Annotated in this window: 14 protein-coding genes; 4 read left to right on the forward strand and 10 right to left on the reverse strand. The window is 44.8% G+C overall.

What is annotated here, in order from left to right; all coding sequences use genetic code 11:
- Positions 1-6: 6 nt before the first annotated feature.
- Positions 7-1122, reverse strand: a complete 1116-nt coding sequence (gene fruB, locus LRP50_RS00905; protein WP_274162638.1) for a fused PTS fructose transporter subunit IIA/HPr protein — start codon at positions 1120-1122, stop codon at positions 7-9.
- 242 nt (positions 1123-1364) lie between these two features.
- Here fruB and cra point away from each other — a divergent pair, with 242 nt between their 5' ends.
- From cra to LRP50_RS00920, 3 genes are all read left to right on the forward strand, one after another.
- Positions 1365-2345: a catabolite repressor/activator gene (cra, locus tag LRP50_RS00910; RefSeq protein WP_274162639.1), complete on the forward strand. Its 981-nt coding sequence runs from the start codon at positions 1365-1367 to the stop codon at positions 2343-2345.
- Between the two features lie 236 nt (positions 2346-2581).
- The gene (locus LRP50_RS00915; RefSeq protein WP_274162640.1) at positions 2582-2938 is read left to right on the forward strand and encodes a YibL family ribosome-associated protein; all 357 of its coding nucleotides are present in this window, start codon (positions 2582-2584) and stop codon (positions 2936-2938) included.
- A gap of 285 nt (positions 2939-3223) precedes the next feature.
- Positions 3224-3784, forward strand: coding sequence for a type II secretion system protein (locus LRP50_RS00920; protein WP_274162641.1), 561 nt, complete (start codon positions 3224-3226; stop codon positions 3782-3784).
- Between the two features lie 881 nt (positions 3785-4665).
- On the opposite strand, the gene LRP50_RS00925 is transcribed toward LRP50_RS00920, so the two are convergent.
- From LRP50_RS00925 to LRP50_RS00955, 7 genes are all read right to left on the reverse strand, one after another.
- Positions 4666-6222 (reverse strand): hypothetical protein, encoded by a 1557-nt coding sequence (locus LRP50_RS00925; protein WP_274162642.1) that lies wholly within the window; start codon positions 6220-6222, stop codon positions 4666-4668.
- 247 nt (positions 6223-6469) lie between these two features.
- Entirely contained in the window at positions 6470-6706 is a 237-nt protein-coding gene (locus tag LRP50_RS00930; protein WP_028025650.1) for a putative periplasmic lipoprotein, read from the reverse strand.
- A 13-nt stretch (positions 6707-6719) separates the two neighbouring features.
- Positions 6720-7043 carry a hypothetical protein gene (locus LRP50_RS00935; RefSeq protein ID WP_274162643.1) on the reverse strand — a complete coding sequence of 108 codons (324 nt, stop codon included), beginning with the start codon at positions 7041-7043 and terminating at the stop codon, positions 6720-6722.
- A 105-nt stretch (positions 7044-7148) separates the two neighbouring features.
- Positions 7149-8018, reverse strand: coding sequence for an aldo/keto reductase (locus tag LRP50_RS00940; protein WP_274162644.1), 870 nt, complete (start codon positions 8016-8018; stop codon positions 7149-7151).
- 209 nt (positions 8019-8227) lie between these two features.
- A complete protein-coding gene (locus tag LRP50_RS00945; protein WP_274162645.1) occupies positions 8228-9346 on the reverse strand; it encodes a lipocalin-like domain-containing protein in 1119 nt (372 codons plus the stop codon).
- Entirely contained in the window at positions 9346-11805 is a 2460-nt protein-coding gene (locus tag LRP50_RS00950) for an ABC transporter permease (protein ID WP_274162646.1), read from the reverse strand. Before LRP50_RS00950 ends, LRP50_RS00945 begins: the two co-directional genes overlap by 1 nt.
- Positions 11786-12457 (reverse strand): ABC transporter ATP-binding protein, encoded by a 672-nt coding sequence (locus LRP50_RS00955; RefSeq protein WP_274162647.1) that lies wholly within the window; start codon positions 12455-12457, stop codon positions 11786-11788. Before LRP50_RS00955 ends, LRP50_RS00950 begins: the two co-directional genes overlap by 20 nt.
- 355 nt (positions 12458-12812) lie before the next feature.
- Here LRP50_RS00955 and LRP50_RS00960 point away from each other — a divergent pair, with 355 nt between their 5' ends.
- Positions 12813-14276: a DUF2867 domain-containing protein gene (locus tag LRP50_RS00960; RefSeq protein ID WP_274162648.1), complete on the forward strand. Its 1464-nt coding sequence runs from the start codon at positions 12813-12815 to the stop codon at positions 14274-14276.
- A 40-nt stretch (positions 14277-14316) separates the two neighbouring features.
- Here LRP50_RS00960 and LRP50_RS00965 read toward each other — a convergent pair whose 3' ends face one another.
- On the reverse strand, positions 14317-14970 hold the full coding sequence (locus LRP50_RS00965) for a DUF2913 family protein (protein ID WP_274162649.1): 654 nt from the start codon (positions 14968-14970) through the stop codon (positions 14317-14319).
- A gap of 4 nt (positions 14971-14974) precedes the next feature.
- Positions 14975-16174 (reverse strand): Bcr/CflA family multidrug efflux MFS transporter, encoded by a 1200-nt coding sequence (locus LRP50_RS00970; RefSeq protein WP_274162650.1) that lies wholly within the window; start codon positions 16172-16174, stop codon positions 14975-14977.
- Positions 16175-16337 lie beyond the last annotated feature (163 nt).

Here is a 16337-nt window from a genome sequence, read left to right on the forward strand (position 1 = left end):
CATCATTTAGCCCTCACCCAAACCATTGCTAATGGCTTCACCAATGGCATCAATTGCTTGCTGTGCATCAATGCCATCCGCCGTAAATTCCAGTTCGTGCCCATGTTTGACACCTAACGCAATCACTTTCATCAAACTCTTGGCATTCACTTGCTTAGCGTCAGTGCTGACATTGGATACCCAAATCTGTGACTCGTATTTTTTCGCCACACTCACCAACATCGCGCCTGGGCGTGCATGTAGGCCATGCGCATTTTTTATTTTGTACGTTTTGTTAATCCCAACTTGGCGCAGTTCTGTCAGCGCTTTAATGACATCGCTGGAAGACTTTGCATACAAATCAGCCACGCTTGTGTTGAACAGAAGTACACTTAGGTTATTCATTATTTCAACGTGCTCCGCACCTAACACGGCAACCGTCAATAAACCTTTGACGGGCTTACCATCGAGTTCAAATGGAGTTTCAACTGAAATAAATGACAGTGCGGGTTGGATAACGCCCGATGCAGAAGAAGCTAACCAAAGTCCCTGCCCTAAATATGTTGCTGAATTCGTCAGCAAATCAGTAATAAAAGCATCATTGACGGTTTTCGCATTCTTTAACTTGCCCGCACTCACGGCGAGCATTGAAATGACATCCGCTGCAGGAAAATCTATGGTGATAACGGAATCATCCAAAAATAGCTTTTTTTGATTGTCACCATTTAATATGGCGAGCACATCGTTAGCTGACGCTGCGTTCTTCAGCGCATGTTCGACACCATCTGCAGATAACACATGGGTGAGCTGTTTCAATATGCCCAAATGCTCATCAGATTTGGCAGCGATACCAATGGCAAGGTAAACCGTATTGCCATCTTCCCAATCAACACCCTCAGCAAAATGGTGGATTTGAACGCCGGTTTTGTTGACTAAATCTCGTGTATCCGTCGTACCATGTGGAATAGCAATCCCATTGCCAAGAAACGTCGAATTTTGTGCTTCACGCGCTAACATACCTGTCTCATAGCCTTCAGCGACTAGCCCTTTGGTGACTAAATCTCGGCCAATGCCCTTTATGGCTTCTTGCTTGGTTGTGGCGTATTTACCTAAGAGAATATCGTTTGATGTCAGTTCCAACATGTTGCTACCTCGCCGTTAGATGAATCGTAGTCACCCATTGTTACGTATCTCATTCATGTCTATCACCCCAAAGCTGAATCGTTTCAGCCTTGGATTAAAAAAATGGGTTTCGCGCACATTTTTAAACATGCTGAAACCTTTCAGCCCTTGATGCTGAATCCTTTCAGCTTATAATGCAAAGAATGAAGAAGATCCAATTTGCGTTTTTTGATCACGCGCACAGACTACGGACATGAAAAACCATGAAGCTTGATGAAATTGCCAAACTGGCGGGTGTTTCACGTACCACGGCAAGCTATGTTATCAATGGGAAATCTGCCAAGTACCGCATTAGCGAACGTACCCAGCTGAAAGTGATGGCCGTAGTGAATGAACACAACTATCGACCGGACCATGCAGCCAGCGCACTAAGAGCCGGAACTAGCCGCTCTTTTGGCTTAATTATTCCAGATTTGGAAAACACCAGTTATGCCAAAATCGCCAAGCTATTGGAGCGAGATGCTAGACAGGCAGGCTATCAGTTGATCATTAGTTGCTCTGATGACAACCCAACCACGGAAATGCAAGTAGCAAACACTCTACTCAATAGAAAGATTGACGCGTTAATAGTTGCCACTTCCTTACCCGCAGACAATCATTTCTACCCAGCGATCCAAGCATCTGGTACACCAGTAATCGCCATTGACCGCGCATTAAACGATGAAGACTTTGCCTGTGTCATCAGTGAAGATTTAGAAGGCGCATTTGCGTTAACTGAAAAGCTACTGGATGGAGAAATAAAGTCTGTTGGCTTAATCGGTGCTGTTCCAGAATTAGGTATTTCACGAGAACGCGAGCGCGGCTTCATTTCTGCGGCTAACAAAGCTGGCGTTGCTACTCAGGTCATCAACGGCGAGCACTTCAGTCAAGAAGAAGGCAAGCGACTGATGCTTTGTTGGTATGAAAACAACCTGTTGCCCGACGCCGTTGTCACCACATCTTATGCACTGTTTGAAGGCGTACTAGACGCCATTCTTGTTCACCCAGAAATTGCTACACGAACACGATTTGCCACCTTTGGCGATAATCGCATGCTGGATTTCATTCCCATGAAAGTTCATTCGCTGCCTCAGCAATTTGAACTTATCAGTGAACACGCACTGGAACTCACGCTGAATGCCGTTGCTGGCCGATATCAGCAAGGTGTAGAAGTTGTACCGAGAAAACCGAAATGGCGCTGTTGATTGATTTAGGCTGAAAGAAGAACGTTGATTCGTCGTTTCTGCTGGTGAACTGTACAGATTTGCGCATGATGTGATAACAAATGCGCAAGCTGGCGGATTAAGGTCACATTTTTAGGAAAAGACAAAACACTTGCTGGTATACTCCCACACATCAAATTAATGACAGATAAACGCCTTAAAGCAGGCCTTTTGATTTGGAAGGCACCTGAACAAGGCATGTTTAAAAAGGCAAAGCCATGAATTTAAAAACGACCCTGCAAGAAGATAACGCAAAGCTTGATTTGTGCCGCCGTCAGCTAGATGTTGCTAACGTGACCAAAAACCACGAAGACATTGAAACGCTGACTACTCAGATCAATGAGCTGACGATGAAGATTTCTGATACCAAAGCGAAGCTTCAAAGCCAGCTTAGTGAAAAAGCTCAGAAAATCGTCGCGTTGAAATTCAATCGAGCGTTATCAAAAGCAGAACAAGCAGACATGGGCAAGTTGAAAAAATCTGTCCGCGGTTTGATGGTTGTGCACCCGATGACAGCATTAGGTAAAGAAATCGGTGTTGAAGAAGTAACAGGCTACGCTCACAAACCATTCTAATCACACCAGCATTGAAACAGTGAGAATCCACTTGGCAGCGAGATCCTACTCCGCATCATGGGATTCTCACTATTCATTCCATTCCATCGAAAGCGTGTCTGAAGCTCTTCCTTGATGATGTTATCTGCAATAGCGACAAAGCCGTAATTTACACTATTTTATAGACCTGCCTCGATAAAACTATCTAGGTCTCTCACCTTCGACTCCCGCTTTGCCTACCCTGCACAAGTACTCATTTTGCCTTAACAAAAAGGCTATGAAAATCCATTGAGTCAGGAGTCACTCATGAGGCGTTTCAACGGACTGACACTCATTGAAATGATCGTTTCCATTTCAGTACTGGGTGTGATGATGGCGGTTGCAGTCCCTGTTTTTAATCATCAATTTAACCAAGCTCGCGCGGAAAAACTTGAACACGATATCAACCAACTCGTCGATTCTGCGACTTCGCATTCAGTGCTTCGCTGGAAGCCCACATACATCCATTTAATCAATATTCCATCTGACGAAATGACAACGGACAGCTCTTGGTGCCTTGTCGCCTCCACTTATACCTCAGTCACAGAATGCTCTGATAAAGACGATACCCCAGATGAAATAGCCAATGAAAAACGAATTGCAACAGTTTGGGGAAAACAGCATCAAAACCTACAACTAAAGCGGTTAACCAGCCAAACAAAAATCAAGTTCGATAACAATAGCCATTCACTATTCTTAGGTGACGATCGCCAATTTGACATCAGTTTTATAGATGCACAATCAGGTCGCAATACGTTTACTGCCAAAGTTACGCACTTTAGGGATTTCGAATTTAAAGAAGCAATACCTGAAGAAGATGGTAGTTAATGGAGTAAATGATTCAACGGTGATCCGCTGCATGTGCCAATTTAATATATGAGCATTTATTCTTACCACATCGCACTAATTTATGTAAAACCAGAATCTTACAAACAAAACAGTGCGTCGTTGGACGATTGAGAAAAATATGTTTAGTATGACCACAAAAGGCGTCGCTAAAACTAACGTGGTTACATAAACGCGATATTCGGTTTGTGCATGGGTGAAAGTCTATCGATAGGCTTTTATATCTCGCCGAAGCCTTAGGTAAGGGTTATCCGTTGACGATCGAAGGCCATTTAAATCCGGGTATCTCCCAATCTGAGAAATCTACACTGTCTGCCGTTATTGAAGCTTGCAGTAAACTGACGAAAAATCTTGTGGAAACTAGTATGACTCTCACTAATATGGCTATCTATCAGTTTTTTGCTTGGATGATTTGGTTATTCACTGTTTCGAGTGCCTCTCTCAGCCTAATGTATTACTTCTTTATTGCTTGGCTTGCCTTTTCATTTTCACTCTCTGTTTTCCTTCACTACAAACAGAGAGGTATAAAAGGACCTGAGTATATATTTTTCGGATACGTACTTTCAATTTCGGCATGCTTATCTGGGCCTTTGTGGCTCCTAATGATAATGGGAAACGGACACAAATAACACATATTCCTGACTACTAGTATCGTGCAAAGAAAAAGAACCAAATGCCTTAGATTGTATAGATGGGTGAGTCATATTAATGCTAATAAAGAGACAAAAATAGCAATCTGGATAGGCGCGACTTTCTTATTTATGTTGATGTGAAAACCGAATTTCAAAGCATTCATATATAACGTAATGCATATTACCCAAGATCAGCCCATTGGGAAGCCGCGCTACTGAACAGTTGATATATCATTGAGCATCAACACTACCATCTACCAATATAGCTTGCCAATCGGTTGCCAGTATCTCCTTAATCAATAAAGCCACTCTGATATTTGTGAGGTAATCATTGAGATAAAAATACTTTTCAAACACATGACTTCTCCCCTTATATTCAATCACAAAATACAAGGTTGTACGTCCTTTACTGGGTATAGTTAGTAAGTTGATCGTACCACTAGAGTGTTGATACTCATTGACGATAATGGTTTCAGGCGAGTATTTACTATTGAAATCGAGAATATCTTCCACATGACTTGCTAGAGCGGATACATCACCTTTGGAATACACTTTATAGCTCAAGTCGGCAAACATCGAAGGTGGAGCTTGTATCATACCTTGCAGTTTTTGGTTGTTATCAGCGTTTAAGAAATAGTTGGTGATAAGGTCGTAGTAATGAGTTGAAACTAAATTTTTCCCATAACGTTGATTAAAATCCGAATCAGACAGAGCAATTAACTCCGCGACAGTAAATTGTGGCTCAGCTTGGCGTAAGCTATTGAAAATAGAAAATCGCTTGCAGACCTCAAGTTGACTTCCCATAGTGAGATCAACACCAGCACCCAGAAAGACATGAACTTTGTTTATGGGATCATAATCGCGTCTCGTCAAAATGATCTCATCAAGATATGGGCCTATGTATATCAAGTTATGGTCATCTTGATACAGGACTTGGATGGGACTGGCAACGACGTTACGTTGCCAAGCAGCCCAGTCAATACTATCTTTTCCTGCATCTAATTCATGAATTTGAATGCCCACGTCGTCAATAGATAAGGCTATAGAACGGGTATTTGTTTCACCTGCACTTTTAGTCGCTTTTGCCATTAAGTAGTCACTATTCTTCCTACTGAAGAATCGTTGAATGGCAAGTGGATCAATAAAATGATATTTACTTCGGCTAGAAACACGGCTGAATTGGCTTTCAATATCAATTTTCTGTAACGGTAACTCAACAGAAAACGAAGACCAAGTGTGTGGGCTACTAGTATCAGCCAGTGTAGACAAGGATTGTAAATAACCTCCATCACCCCAAAACTTATCAACCAAACAGGCGTTAATATTTTCGACCAATGACTCTTTGTGAAACATAAAATCATCATGGAGTTGCTGTTGGTTGTCTCGAGCTTTTACCAATCCCTCATTTTCTGGCTGCACCAGACGCCAATATGAACGATATTGCTCGCCAAATATCCCGCCAATAACGAGATCATCAATTACCAGTAACTCAGGCACATCATCCTTGGTGTTAATATGGATATTGCTACCAAACAAGTTGCCCGATACAACAGTAAAGCCCTGTTTTATCGGTTCGCTAGCTTTTAGAATCTCGAGATGATTGTCATATTTTTCAGTGTATTGATAAACACTTAGCAGGCGTTGTTCAATATCCAAATAGAGAATTTGATCTTGCAATAGTTCATATTGATAATCTAGCCCTAGAGACTCCCTATCACTATCTTGATAATGAGATAAAGAGTCAAACAAATAATAGCCCGACTTCATTTCAGTTGCTGAGGCTTTCATTGAAGACACTAACAAAATAACCATTATTGTATGACGAGAGATTTGGCTGAAAACTGGCAAGTGAGACCTCTGGAATTGACTGACTAACTCTTCTCATTGAGACGAATTGATGGTTAGTGTATTTAAACAGCAGAATAGATAATTTCAAAAAACGATCTGTGAATTTAGATACAGCTCATCAGACCCTACAAAACAAAAGCGCCGACAATCGTCGGCGCTTTTCAAACAGGCAACACCACTGACCAAATTACTTCGCGATATTGAAGAACGCACCGTCTTTGCAGGTGAAGGTATAGTATTTCTCTCTTTCCATATACTTTTCAAAGCCTTTGCCTTCACAGTAGGTGGCGTTAAGGTCTGTTGAAATATTCAAACGTCCATCAACCACACGTTGATCTGGGTTTGGCATTGATTCCGCAGTTTCAATTGAGGAGCAACCTGCCACTGATGCGACAATGGCCGCCATCATCAATATCTTTTTCATTGTCATTCTCGCTTTATAAAACGTAACTTGAACCATCGATGCATGAGAGTTTCACTTCGCCTTCACGGCTTGAAACGAAATCCCGAATTCCCATGCTTGAACAATAGACCCTGTCCATCTCGACTATGTCATCCAGTGAAATGTCACCACGTATCACATAAGACGAACCGCTGTGACACATTACGCGTAGACCATCAACCGTTTGAGAAAAGGCTTTAGCACTATCGCTATGGCAAAGTTTTATCGCTGCTTCAATGCGCTCATCCACTGGATCAGGAGAGGTTGAACAGGCTGCAAGCGACAAAATAAACCCTAAGGTAAAAATTGGCTTAATCATTAGGCAATTTCCATTTTTGCTTTTTTGAGTGCTGTAACAAGATATCGTCATTACAACATATTCAATACATTAGCACACCCTCTCAGTCGGATGTAGCTCAACATATTAGACAAGCAATTGGAGGTTCGATCTCAGTCGCTCTGGTGATGAAGCCGCAGTTACGGGGGTAATGCCATAATCAAAAATGGTTTTCAATATCAGTGCTGATGGGGAAGAATGGTGTTGTTGCGCTTGCACTTGGATATCTTCTATCAATGCACAATTGAGCAAGTTGTCGTAATCGTCTGGGAGCTCATCAGGGGACTGTTCATAGGCACCATCAAGTAATGGGCTGTAACCAATAATCTCTGGTCGACAATCCAAGGCTTTAAGTGCTCCAAACAGGTGTTCATTGAGGATCACTTGGGGCCCGAAATCTGCAATGGCGTTTGGCGTGATTAGTGAATAGCGATACTGGGCATAGGCAAAAGGCGTTAGTTGATTTTCTTTGATAACATCAGCAAGCTCTAGCAGGCGCGGTTCTCGATAATTCGATACCCCCAATTGTTTGACAATGCCTTGCTCCACCAGTGAAGAAAGTGCTTTCCAAGAATCAAGTAATGGCGTATCAAGATCATCCACATGAGCATAGAGGACATCTATGTGGTCGGTATTGAGACGAGCAAGGCTTTCATCCACCGAGCGTTTAATATTGTCTGGAGACAATCCATCAAGCTTGTCGTAGGTAAAACCGTCCACAGAACGTGCACCGATTTTCGTCATAATTTCAACGCTGTTACGCTCTTTCGTTGTTAACCACTCACCCAGAACAGTCTCACTTTCTCCTCCGATCCCTTCAGGGTGCCAACACGCATAGTTATTGGCCGTGTCTAATCGGCCTCCTCCCATTTCTATAAACGCATCTAGCACTGCGAAGCTGTCTTCTCGACTAGTGTAAGTACCAAATCTTGCTGTACCTAAAATAATGGGAAACATGCAGAGACTCCTTGCCGCGCAAAGTGATCAGTATTCAACCTCATCACGTGTTGCTATATTGTTAAATGTCTATTTAACAATAGCCTTTGTCTGTGTTTACAACAATCAACCACATAGCGATTCGAACGACAATCGTTCTTAAAATGGATGATTTCCCAGAATTGAAGCGACGTTGGCACTCAAGACAAATGTGTTCAGAGACCTTTCGATCAGTAGCCAGTAGCTTCCATGAACCCAACTCCCGGCGCTGAACCCTCAACGAAAATTGGCCCCTCCCAATATGGAAAAGCAAACGGCAGCCAGTTATTGGTATTTAGCGGAGAAGTGCGTAATGAAATATCTTCTTTTTCTATGTCGATTTGCCATTCAGTTGGTAAATGGCGTGATGTTGGCATTTTTGAAAAAGACAGTGGCAACATGGTGATATCGGTGTGTGACAGTATTTTCGTTTCACCGTTTGGCTGTGTCAGCGATCCGAATCGATAAGGGCCGTCATCGGCTCTTACCTGCACCACCATTAATGCACGACCATCGTTAAGTTGTATTGAAAACCAATCCCACCCTTGCTGATCTTCACTTAATGCTTGTGTGCTCCACTCTCGATCGACCCACCCTTTTCCATTCACGGAAATCTCTTTCCCTTCAAAGGTCAATGTCCCTTCCAATGTAATGGCCGGAACACTGAAGTAGTAGGAACCTACGTCTTTATTGAGGTGTTTTCGACTATAGCCATTATCACCTTGAAGGATTTCAGGCTGAGTTTGTGCCATGGTCAAACTAATACTAAAGGTATCATCTTGCGCTTTCAGCGCAGCAGGGAACGGCGCTTTGGTTTCGCTTTGCCATTGCCAATTGTCTAACCAAGCATGAAAAGGTTCACTTTCAACACCTGCTTGCCCTATCCCAGCGCGAGCAAATCGTTCCGCATAGAAGGTATGATTTTTAGTAGTAACAACCGCATGAGCCATGTAAACCTGTTTGTTGTTCCAACCTTTACCTTGCTCTGGAGATAACGCACTGCGAAACAAGGTCCATTGAACACCGTAATCATTGCCCTCTTTGTCAGTTAGGTTCGCGGTGACATACCACCACTCTTGGCGAAAATCGTCATGACGACCGTAGTCAGCCGGAAATTGAATATTGGCGTTGCGCGTAACCGCTGTAAACCCTTTGATGTCCTCCGCCACTAAGATATCCACGGCTAATTTGTCAGGATCATCACTTCTCAGAAGAATCGAACCAAATAGCGCAAGCGCCGAAACGAAGATCGCTAAACTCCAGCCAATAATGGTCAATATAAAGGGCTGAGGTGTATCTTCGTCGCGCATTACTGAGCTTCCCGCAATGAAAGAATGGCCGAGCGCTGAATCAAACGCCAAACAGGCCAGCAACCCGCCACCAACAAAGTGAGCAATGCTCCCCCTAGCGTAGTGACATAGCTAAATGGAAAGTAAGATACCGACATCGTCCAACCAAATGAATACTTAAGAACAATATTGATCAGCACCTCGGCAATGAGAAGCCCCAACGGCAAAGCAAACAACGCTGAGAACAATCCAATTAGCATTAACTGCCCACCGCCGAGAAAGGCTAACTCTCGGCCTGATATGCCCATATACCGTAATAAGGCATATTGACGCTGGCGTGACAGTTCTGTCGCCAACGTAGAAAAGAACAGTCCACAAATCGCGATAATGAGCGTTAACGTGCAAAGCGTGTCCGTGACAAGGAATGTTCGGTCAAAAATCCGCATTGCTCTAGCAAGAATGTCCCTCTGATTACTAACCTGAGTTTCCATCAAACCAAACTCTTTACGCATTTGGTCAACGAGTTTCTTTTCATCATCATCGTCGTTGAGAAGCGCTGCCACGCCCACTCGCCCTTCTTTTTCCATCCAAGGAACCAGCGGTGAGCGATCAGAGATCATGACCTGACTATATGGATTACCATAATCGAAGTAGATACCAACGACATTCCATCCCTCTCCAAAAGGGCTAGGGAGTGTTATCGTGTCGCCTGGATGAACATCGAACTTTAAGGCTAGAGATTCACTCAGCAGCATGCTCTTATTCTGGTGTAAATGACTCCAATAGTCTGGCACCGTCACTTTCAACGCCAAAGCTTCACGCTCTTCTTTACTGGTACCAAGGGTAAACACTTCAACCACACCCTGTGCGGTATCAATCTCGTGTCGCCACTGCAATAGGCTCTGCTTAACACTGCTCTGATTTTCCAGCCATGTTGATAGCGGTTGAGCCATTTCTTTATCAGGGCGTACATAAATATCCGCGGCGAGGCGCTGTTGCAACCACCCTTCGGTGGTGCTTCTGAAACTGCCAACCATGGTTTCCATGCCAATATTTGTGGCAATTGCCATCATAAAGGCCATGGCAGCTATGCCTCGGTAACTCAGGCTGGCTGATGCATCAGACAAAAACCAACGTAAACGAGCAATGCCGATTTTTTCCGAGATAAGAACAAACGTCTTTCCCATGATATATGGCAGCAGCAAACCGCCACTGATCAAAATGAGTGCAATCAAGGTGAAGCCTTGAGCTTGGCTTTGTGGAGCGCTATACACAACCAATGCGATCACAATGAAGGCTGCTGCCACTATGGCTTGCCAACGAAATTCGGCATGGGAGAAACGAACCAAAGACATGCGTTTAGACAAACGTGCAGGGGGCGTTGTGAGTAGTCGATAAAGAGGCCAACCGGATGCCATTGCAAAGCCACATACACCCAACAAGAAGCTATAAAAACCCCATTCCCATTGCCAATTGAGAGTAAGCTCAACATTAGCGCCATAGAGATCACTCAAGGTCGTCGCTACGGTCGGGATCAATTTCTGCGCAAGAATTAAGCCCGCAACATTGCCACTGACTAAGCCGAGTAACAGCCAAATTAACATTTCGCCTGAAACGACAAAAGCCAGGGATTTCCTGCCGACTCCGAGCTCTCGCATGATACCAACCAGCGGTTGACGTTGAGCCATCGACAGAGAAATTGCTTGATAGAAAATGAACAAGCCCACGACGAATGCCAACAAACCCATTGCAAATAGGTTCAAGTGAAACGCTCGAGTCAGCGGGCCTAGTTGCGCAGTTTCTGTTCGAGACAAGGTGATTGTCGGCGGGAGAGACGCTCGAAGTTGGTCTCGTTTCGCCTTGTCCATTTCGCCACAATAAACCAGTGCAAGGCCTGAATGATCAGAGATATTCCGTATGACAGATATATCACCAATCAAACGCGTTCCGGCACCAATTCGGCCGCCATCGATTATATTCAACGGGCCAACTTCTTGTCCCCCTTTCAAGGTAAGCGTCTGCCCATCCCTCCAGCCAAAGTGATTGGCTAGCTCTGTACTTGCCCAGAGTGTTCCAAAGCTGTTATTCAAGGGGATAGTGTTGGCGAATGAAGCAGGGTTGGCATTATTAAACGCGAACATCGCGATGGTATCGATACCCATTAGTTGAATATCTTTCCCGCTTTGGGTTGATGTTCGGTAGAGGTCAACAGGCACACATTGGTTGTAGCCCTCTTTCCGCAAAGACACATAGAGGTCTTCATCAATGCGCTTTCCACGCTCTCGATGGTGGAGCACATAGGGAAACGGGTTACTAAAGAGGCTCGCGCCTTTCTTATAGCTGTCTTGCGCATGTTGGTTGATAGACATAACACCAACCAACAACGCAACACCGAGGGTTAAACCTAGCCATACGAGAAAGACTTGAAATGGGTGACGGCGATAATGACCAAAGAGCGCTTTAGCGACAGGAACGGACATTCAACACGCCCCCTTGTAGCGTGACACGGTGCCCGAGATAATCAGCCACCTTTTCACTGTGCGTAACGACCAACAAGGTGCAATCAAGTGACGTCGTCAATGTGGTTAGTAGTCGCATTACGGCATCGGCGTTACGTTCATCCAAGCTCCCCGTGGGTTCATCCGCGAGTAGAATTTTGGGCTCCATGTAGAGAGCACGAGCAATAGCAGCCCGTTGCTGCTGGCCTCCAGAAATCTCTTCAGGGTAACGCCCCAACAAAGGCATAAGATCTAACGCTGAAATGATTTGTCGCCAAAGGCTGTCGTCTTCATGTAAGCCCTTGAGCTGACGACAAAAACGAATATTGTCTGCGACGGTAAGTGTCGGGAGCAGGTTATATTGTTGAAACACCATGCCAATGTAGTGTCGGCGATAGCGTGTTCGTTCGCGCTCAGTGAGTTTGTGTATGGCAGTACTATCGATCCACACTTCACCGGAATCAGGATTATCAAGCCCGCCAATAAGATTAAGCAGCGTACTTTTTCCTGACCCGCTCTCTCCCATCAAAGCCACTTGATCATGGTTAGCTAAAGATAGCTCTGCGCCTTGCAAAACGGGGTGGAATTCACCGCCATCAAGATATCCTTTGCAAAGTCTAAGTAGCTCTAACATTTAAACCCCTAACAATAGCTTTTTTATCGATGCGAGAACGATCACGCAAACGATTGGTCAAGCAATTTACCCCAATATCGGGCGTCAAGAAAGCAATTTGAACCAAGTGCTCATTTTGACAATTTATCTCGGTCACTCATCCCCATCATTTAACCCGTGCTTTTTTTGTCCCGCGGTGTGCCTACATATTCATTCAGAACCCCCATGCTGTCTCGTTTTCACGGCAAATGCATGATATGGTCATTTCTCTGACATTGTGCTGACAATACGATGTAAAAACGAAAGATGTTCACTTTTCCAGCAGAATTCAAGAATGCTGAATGCTCACTTTTTCACCAATTAGACTCGGGGTAACATGCAAGCAGTCACTGGTAAAGTTCTTGTCATTGGTGCAACAGGATACATTGGCCATCATTTAGTGTCAGAGTTACTGAAGAACCAATACACTGTTGTTGCCGCGAGTCGTCGGCTTTCTAGGGTTCGTAATCAGCCATGGTTCGAACACCCTTGTCTCGAGTCACAACAAGTAGACCTTTACCATGGAGATGGGCTTTCACGTGCATTAGAAGGTGTCTCTACCGTTTTTTATCTTGCTCATGGCATGGCGTCGGGTTCTGACTTTTACCAATACGAATTGGATATGGCACATCACATGTCTCGAGCTCTTGCCAACAGCATGGTTAAACGCGTTGTTTATCTCGGCGCAACCCAGCCAGAGGGAGTGTCATCAACGCACCTCGCGGCTCGCAAAGCCACTGGAAACATACTGAGAGACTCAGGTAAGCAAATCATTGAAATAAGGGCTGGTATTGTCATTGGTTCAGGCTCGGCAGCCTTTGAAGTGATGCGTGATATTGTTTCCCACCTCCCTATTATTACGGCGCCCGTCACCATTCAGTCCCAGTCTCGCCCTATCGCCCTCGACACCATGATTGGTTATCTCATCGCTGCCATAACCTTCCCGATACAAGATTCAGCTACCTTTGACGCCTCAGGGCCTGAAGTCATCAGCTACGAGAATCAAATGAGACGTTTTGCTCGGATCATTAATAAACGTATTACTATTTTCAAAGTACCATTCTTAACGCCAAACATGGCGACGCACTGGCTAAGCATTGTCACCACAGTACCTAAGCCCATTGCCCAATCTCTCATTCACGGTTTGAATTACAATTTACTTCCGACTGGAACCGACTTATCAACGCAGATTTCTTTGCCCCAAATCAGTTTTGAGCAAGCCGTTGAATCCGCATTGTCTAATGAAAGTGATGTGGTGAAAAATGACATTTGGGGGTTTGACTCTGAAGCTCTCGCTAGGTGGCACAAAGGCTATGGCTATTACCCTAAACAAGCGGGATTCTGTGTCGACACTGATGCAACCGCACATGATCTTTGGCACAAAATACGCCATGTTGGCGGCGACGAAGGGTATTTCTTTGGCGACGCGCTGTGGACGCTTCGTGCTTATATGGATGCAGCGGTTGGGGGAAATGCGCTGAAGAAGCGACGCCCCGCTCCTGATTCACTAAAGGTGGGTGATTACATCGACAGCTGGAAAGTCATTCGGTGTGAAGATAACCTCCACCTTTCGTTACTGTTTGGTATGAAAGCGCCCGGTCTAGGTAGACTTGAGTTTACCATCGTTGATCATGGTGAATATCGAACATTGGATATTCGCGCATGGTGGCACCCTGCAGGATTTCGCGGGTTATTGTACTGGTTCGCCATGATGCCAGCACACTTATTCATTTTTCGCGGTATGGCATTCGCATTGGCAAAAAAAAGCGGTGCCAAGGTTATTACACCTTCACACCGCTGATTTTGCTAAATCGTCACTAAATATTGTTTAGAGCAACAAATTACGCTTTTAGGCTCTCAGGTAACACCACTAAGCAATTTGCTTGGTTACGCGGCCAAAATTTGTATTCGCCATGGTATTTAATGATCGACTTGTAATCGGTAACTTTGGTCGCCAAGAAGCCATGAGACAAAAACATCTCGATAAACTGCGGCTCGCGGCCTCGGACATACACACTCAAAGGCTTCACAAGCTCACCCTCTTCGTTGAAGCTCTTTTCAAGCGCAGCGCTGTTTGCGACAAAAGAATGCTGGCCATCCGAAATCACGCGCATTTTACGGTTAATTTCCTGATCGGTATGCACCATCCAGTCATTCTCTTCAAGATCAGTCAATAAATCCTCGAACTGACTAAGCATGATCGGAGCATGCTCATCCCCCTCCGGGAATTGATCGTGATAGACTGCCGCGATGTGCTCCATCTGGCCTTTGATGTTGGCATTTTTGCCCATGCTGCGGCCTTGTTGAACCCATGAGGTCAAATCTTTAACCACAATGGGATCAAAACGCTGTCGTTTAGCCGACTGCGCAACCCAACGGCAAAGAAACGAATCTTCACTCACTGGATTACTTTGTATTTTCCCCGCCGCCTTCGCGTCGTTAAGTTCGCTAAGCGCGGTATCCACCACGGATTTAATTTCTATTATGTAGCTCATGATCTTATTTTTTTGCTAAGCCCCAGTAAAACAGAGCAGATAGAATCGCACACGCAGCCATAGCACCCGTCATGGGCCAAGCTGAGTGAACAGGAATGGCGGCGACTATACCACCAACAAGTGTACCTATGCCAAATCTCATTGTGCCAGCCAATGACGATGCGGTACCTGCCAGCTCTGGGTATGCGCTCAATACGCATGCCATCGAGTTACTGCCCACTATCGAAATGGTACCAACAAACAACATGACTGGAATAACAGTACCCCACAATCCGAGATTGAGGAGCTGACAAACGATGAGTGCAATACCCGCCACCAGCTGGATCATCAAACCGATTTTCAACATGTTTTCGCTACCGATACGGCGCACAAACTTGCCGTTGAATGACGTCATCACAATCAAACACACAACGTTAAGGCCGAACAGATAACCAAAGTTCTCCGTGCTTACACCGTAATAGTCGATGTAAACGAATGACCCTGCCGTTAAGAAGGAGAACATTCCCGCGAACGAAAAACCGGATGCAATGATGTATCCAATCGATTGTTTGTTTCGCAGTATTTTTAGGTAGTTACGCAACGTCGAACCGATTCTAAGAGGCGGACGCCCTTGAACTGGAAGGGTTTCAGGAATTAGTGTCACCACCAATACGATAACCAGCGCGGCAAAACCTGCTAACAACCAAAAGATTGAACGCCAACCAAACCAAACCGCCAGGTAACCACCAATCATAGGCGCTGCTAATGGGGCGACGGTCATGACCAAGGTGATGAACGACATAGTTCGAGCAAAATCTTCTTTATCGAACATGTCACGCACTAGCGCTTGTATGACTACTGCAGCAGCAGCACCACAGAAGCCTTGTGCAGCTCGGATGTATGTCAGCGTTTCAATGTCATTGGCATTGGCACTCACCACCGCGCCAATCAGGAACATGATAACGCCAACGATCAAAACAGGACGGCGACCATAGCTATCAGATATCGGCCCATGAATGAGCTGTCCGAGCGCAAAACCGGCTGTGTAAGCGGCAAGTGTTCGCTGAACCAAACCAGGGGCTACATCAAGTTCTCTCGCAATGTCTGGCATTGCGGGTAAATACATGTCTATAGCAAGCGGCGTCAAAGCCGCTATCGCCCCGAGAACGAGGATCAAAAGAAATGTCAGCTGTTGAGCTGGCGGATGTATCGCATTCGTTGTCATGTATACCTTAAGAAGAAAAGATGAAGAAAAAAGAGGGACAGTTCAAAACTGTGTCTGGCTCACATAATAGCACTATGATTAATTCCCTTGAGGAAATAATGAATTTCTATTCAGACACAAACGAAATCATCACTAACCAACAGATAATTAAGAAGAAAATTTC

The organism is Enterovibrio gelatinilyticus, from assembly GCF_028683095.1.
Classification (GTDB): domain Bacteria; phylum Pseudomonadota; class Gammaproteobacteria; order Enterobacterales; family Vibrionaceae; genus Enterovibrio; species Enterovibrio gelatinilyticus.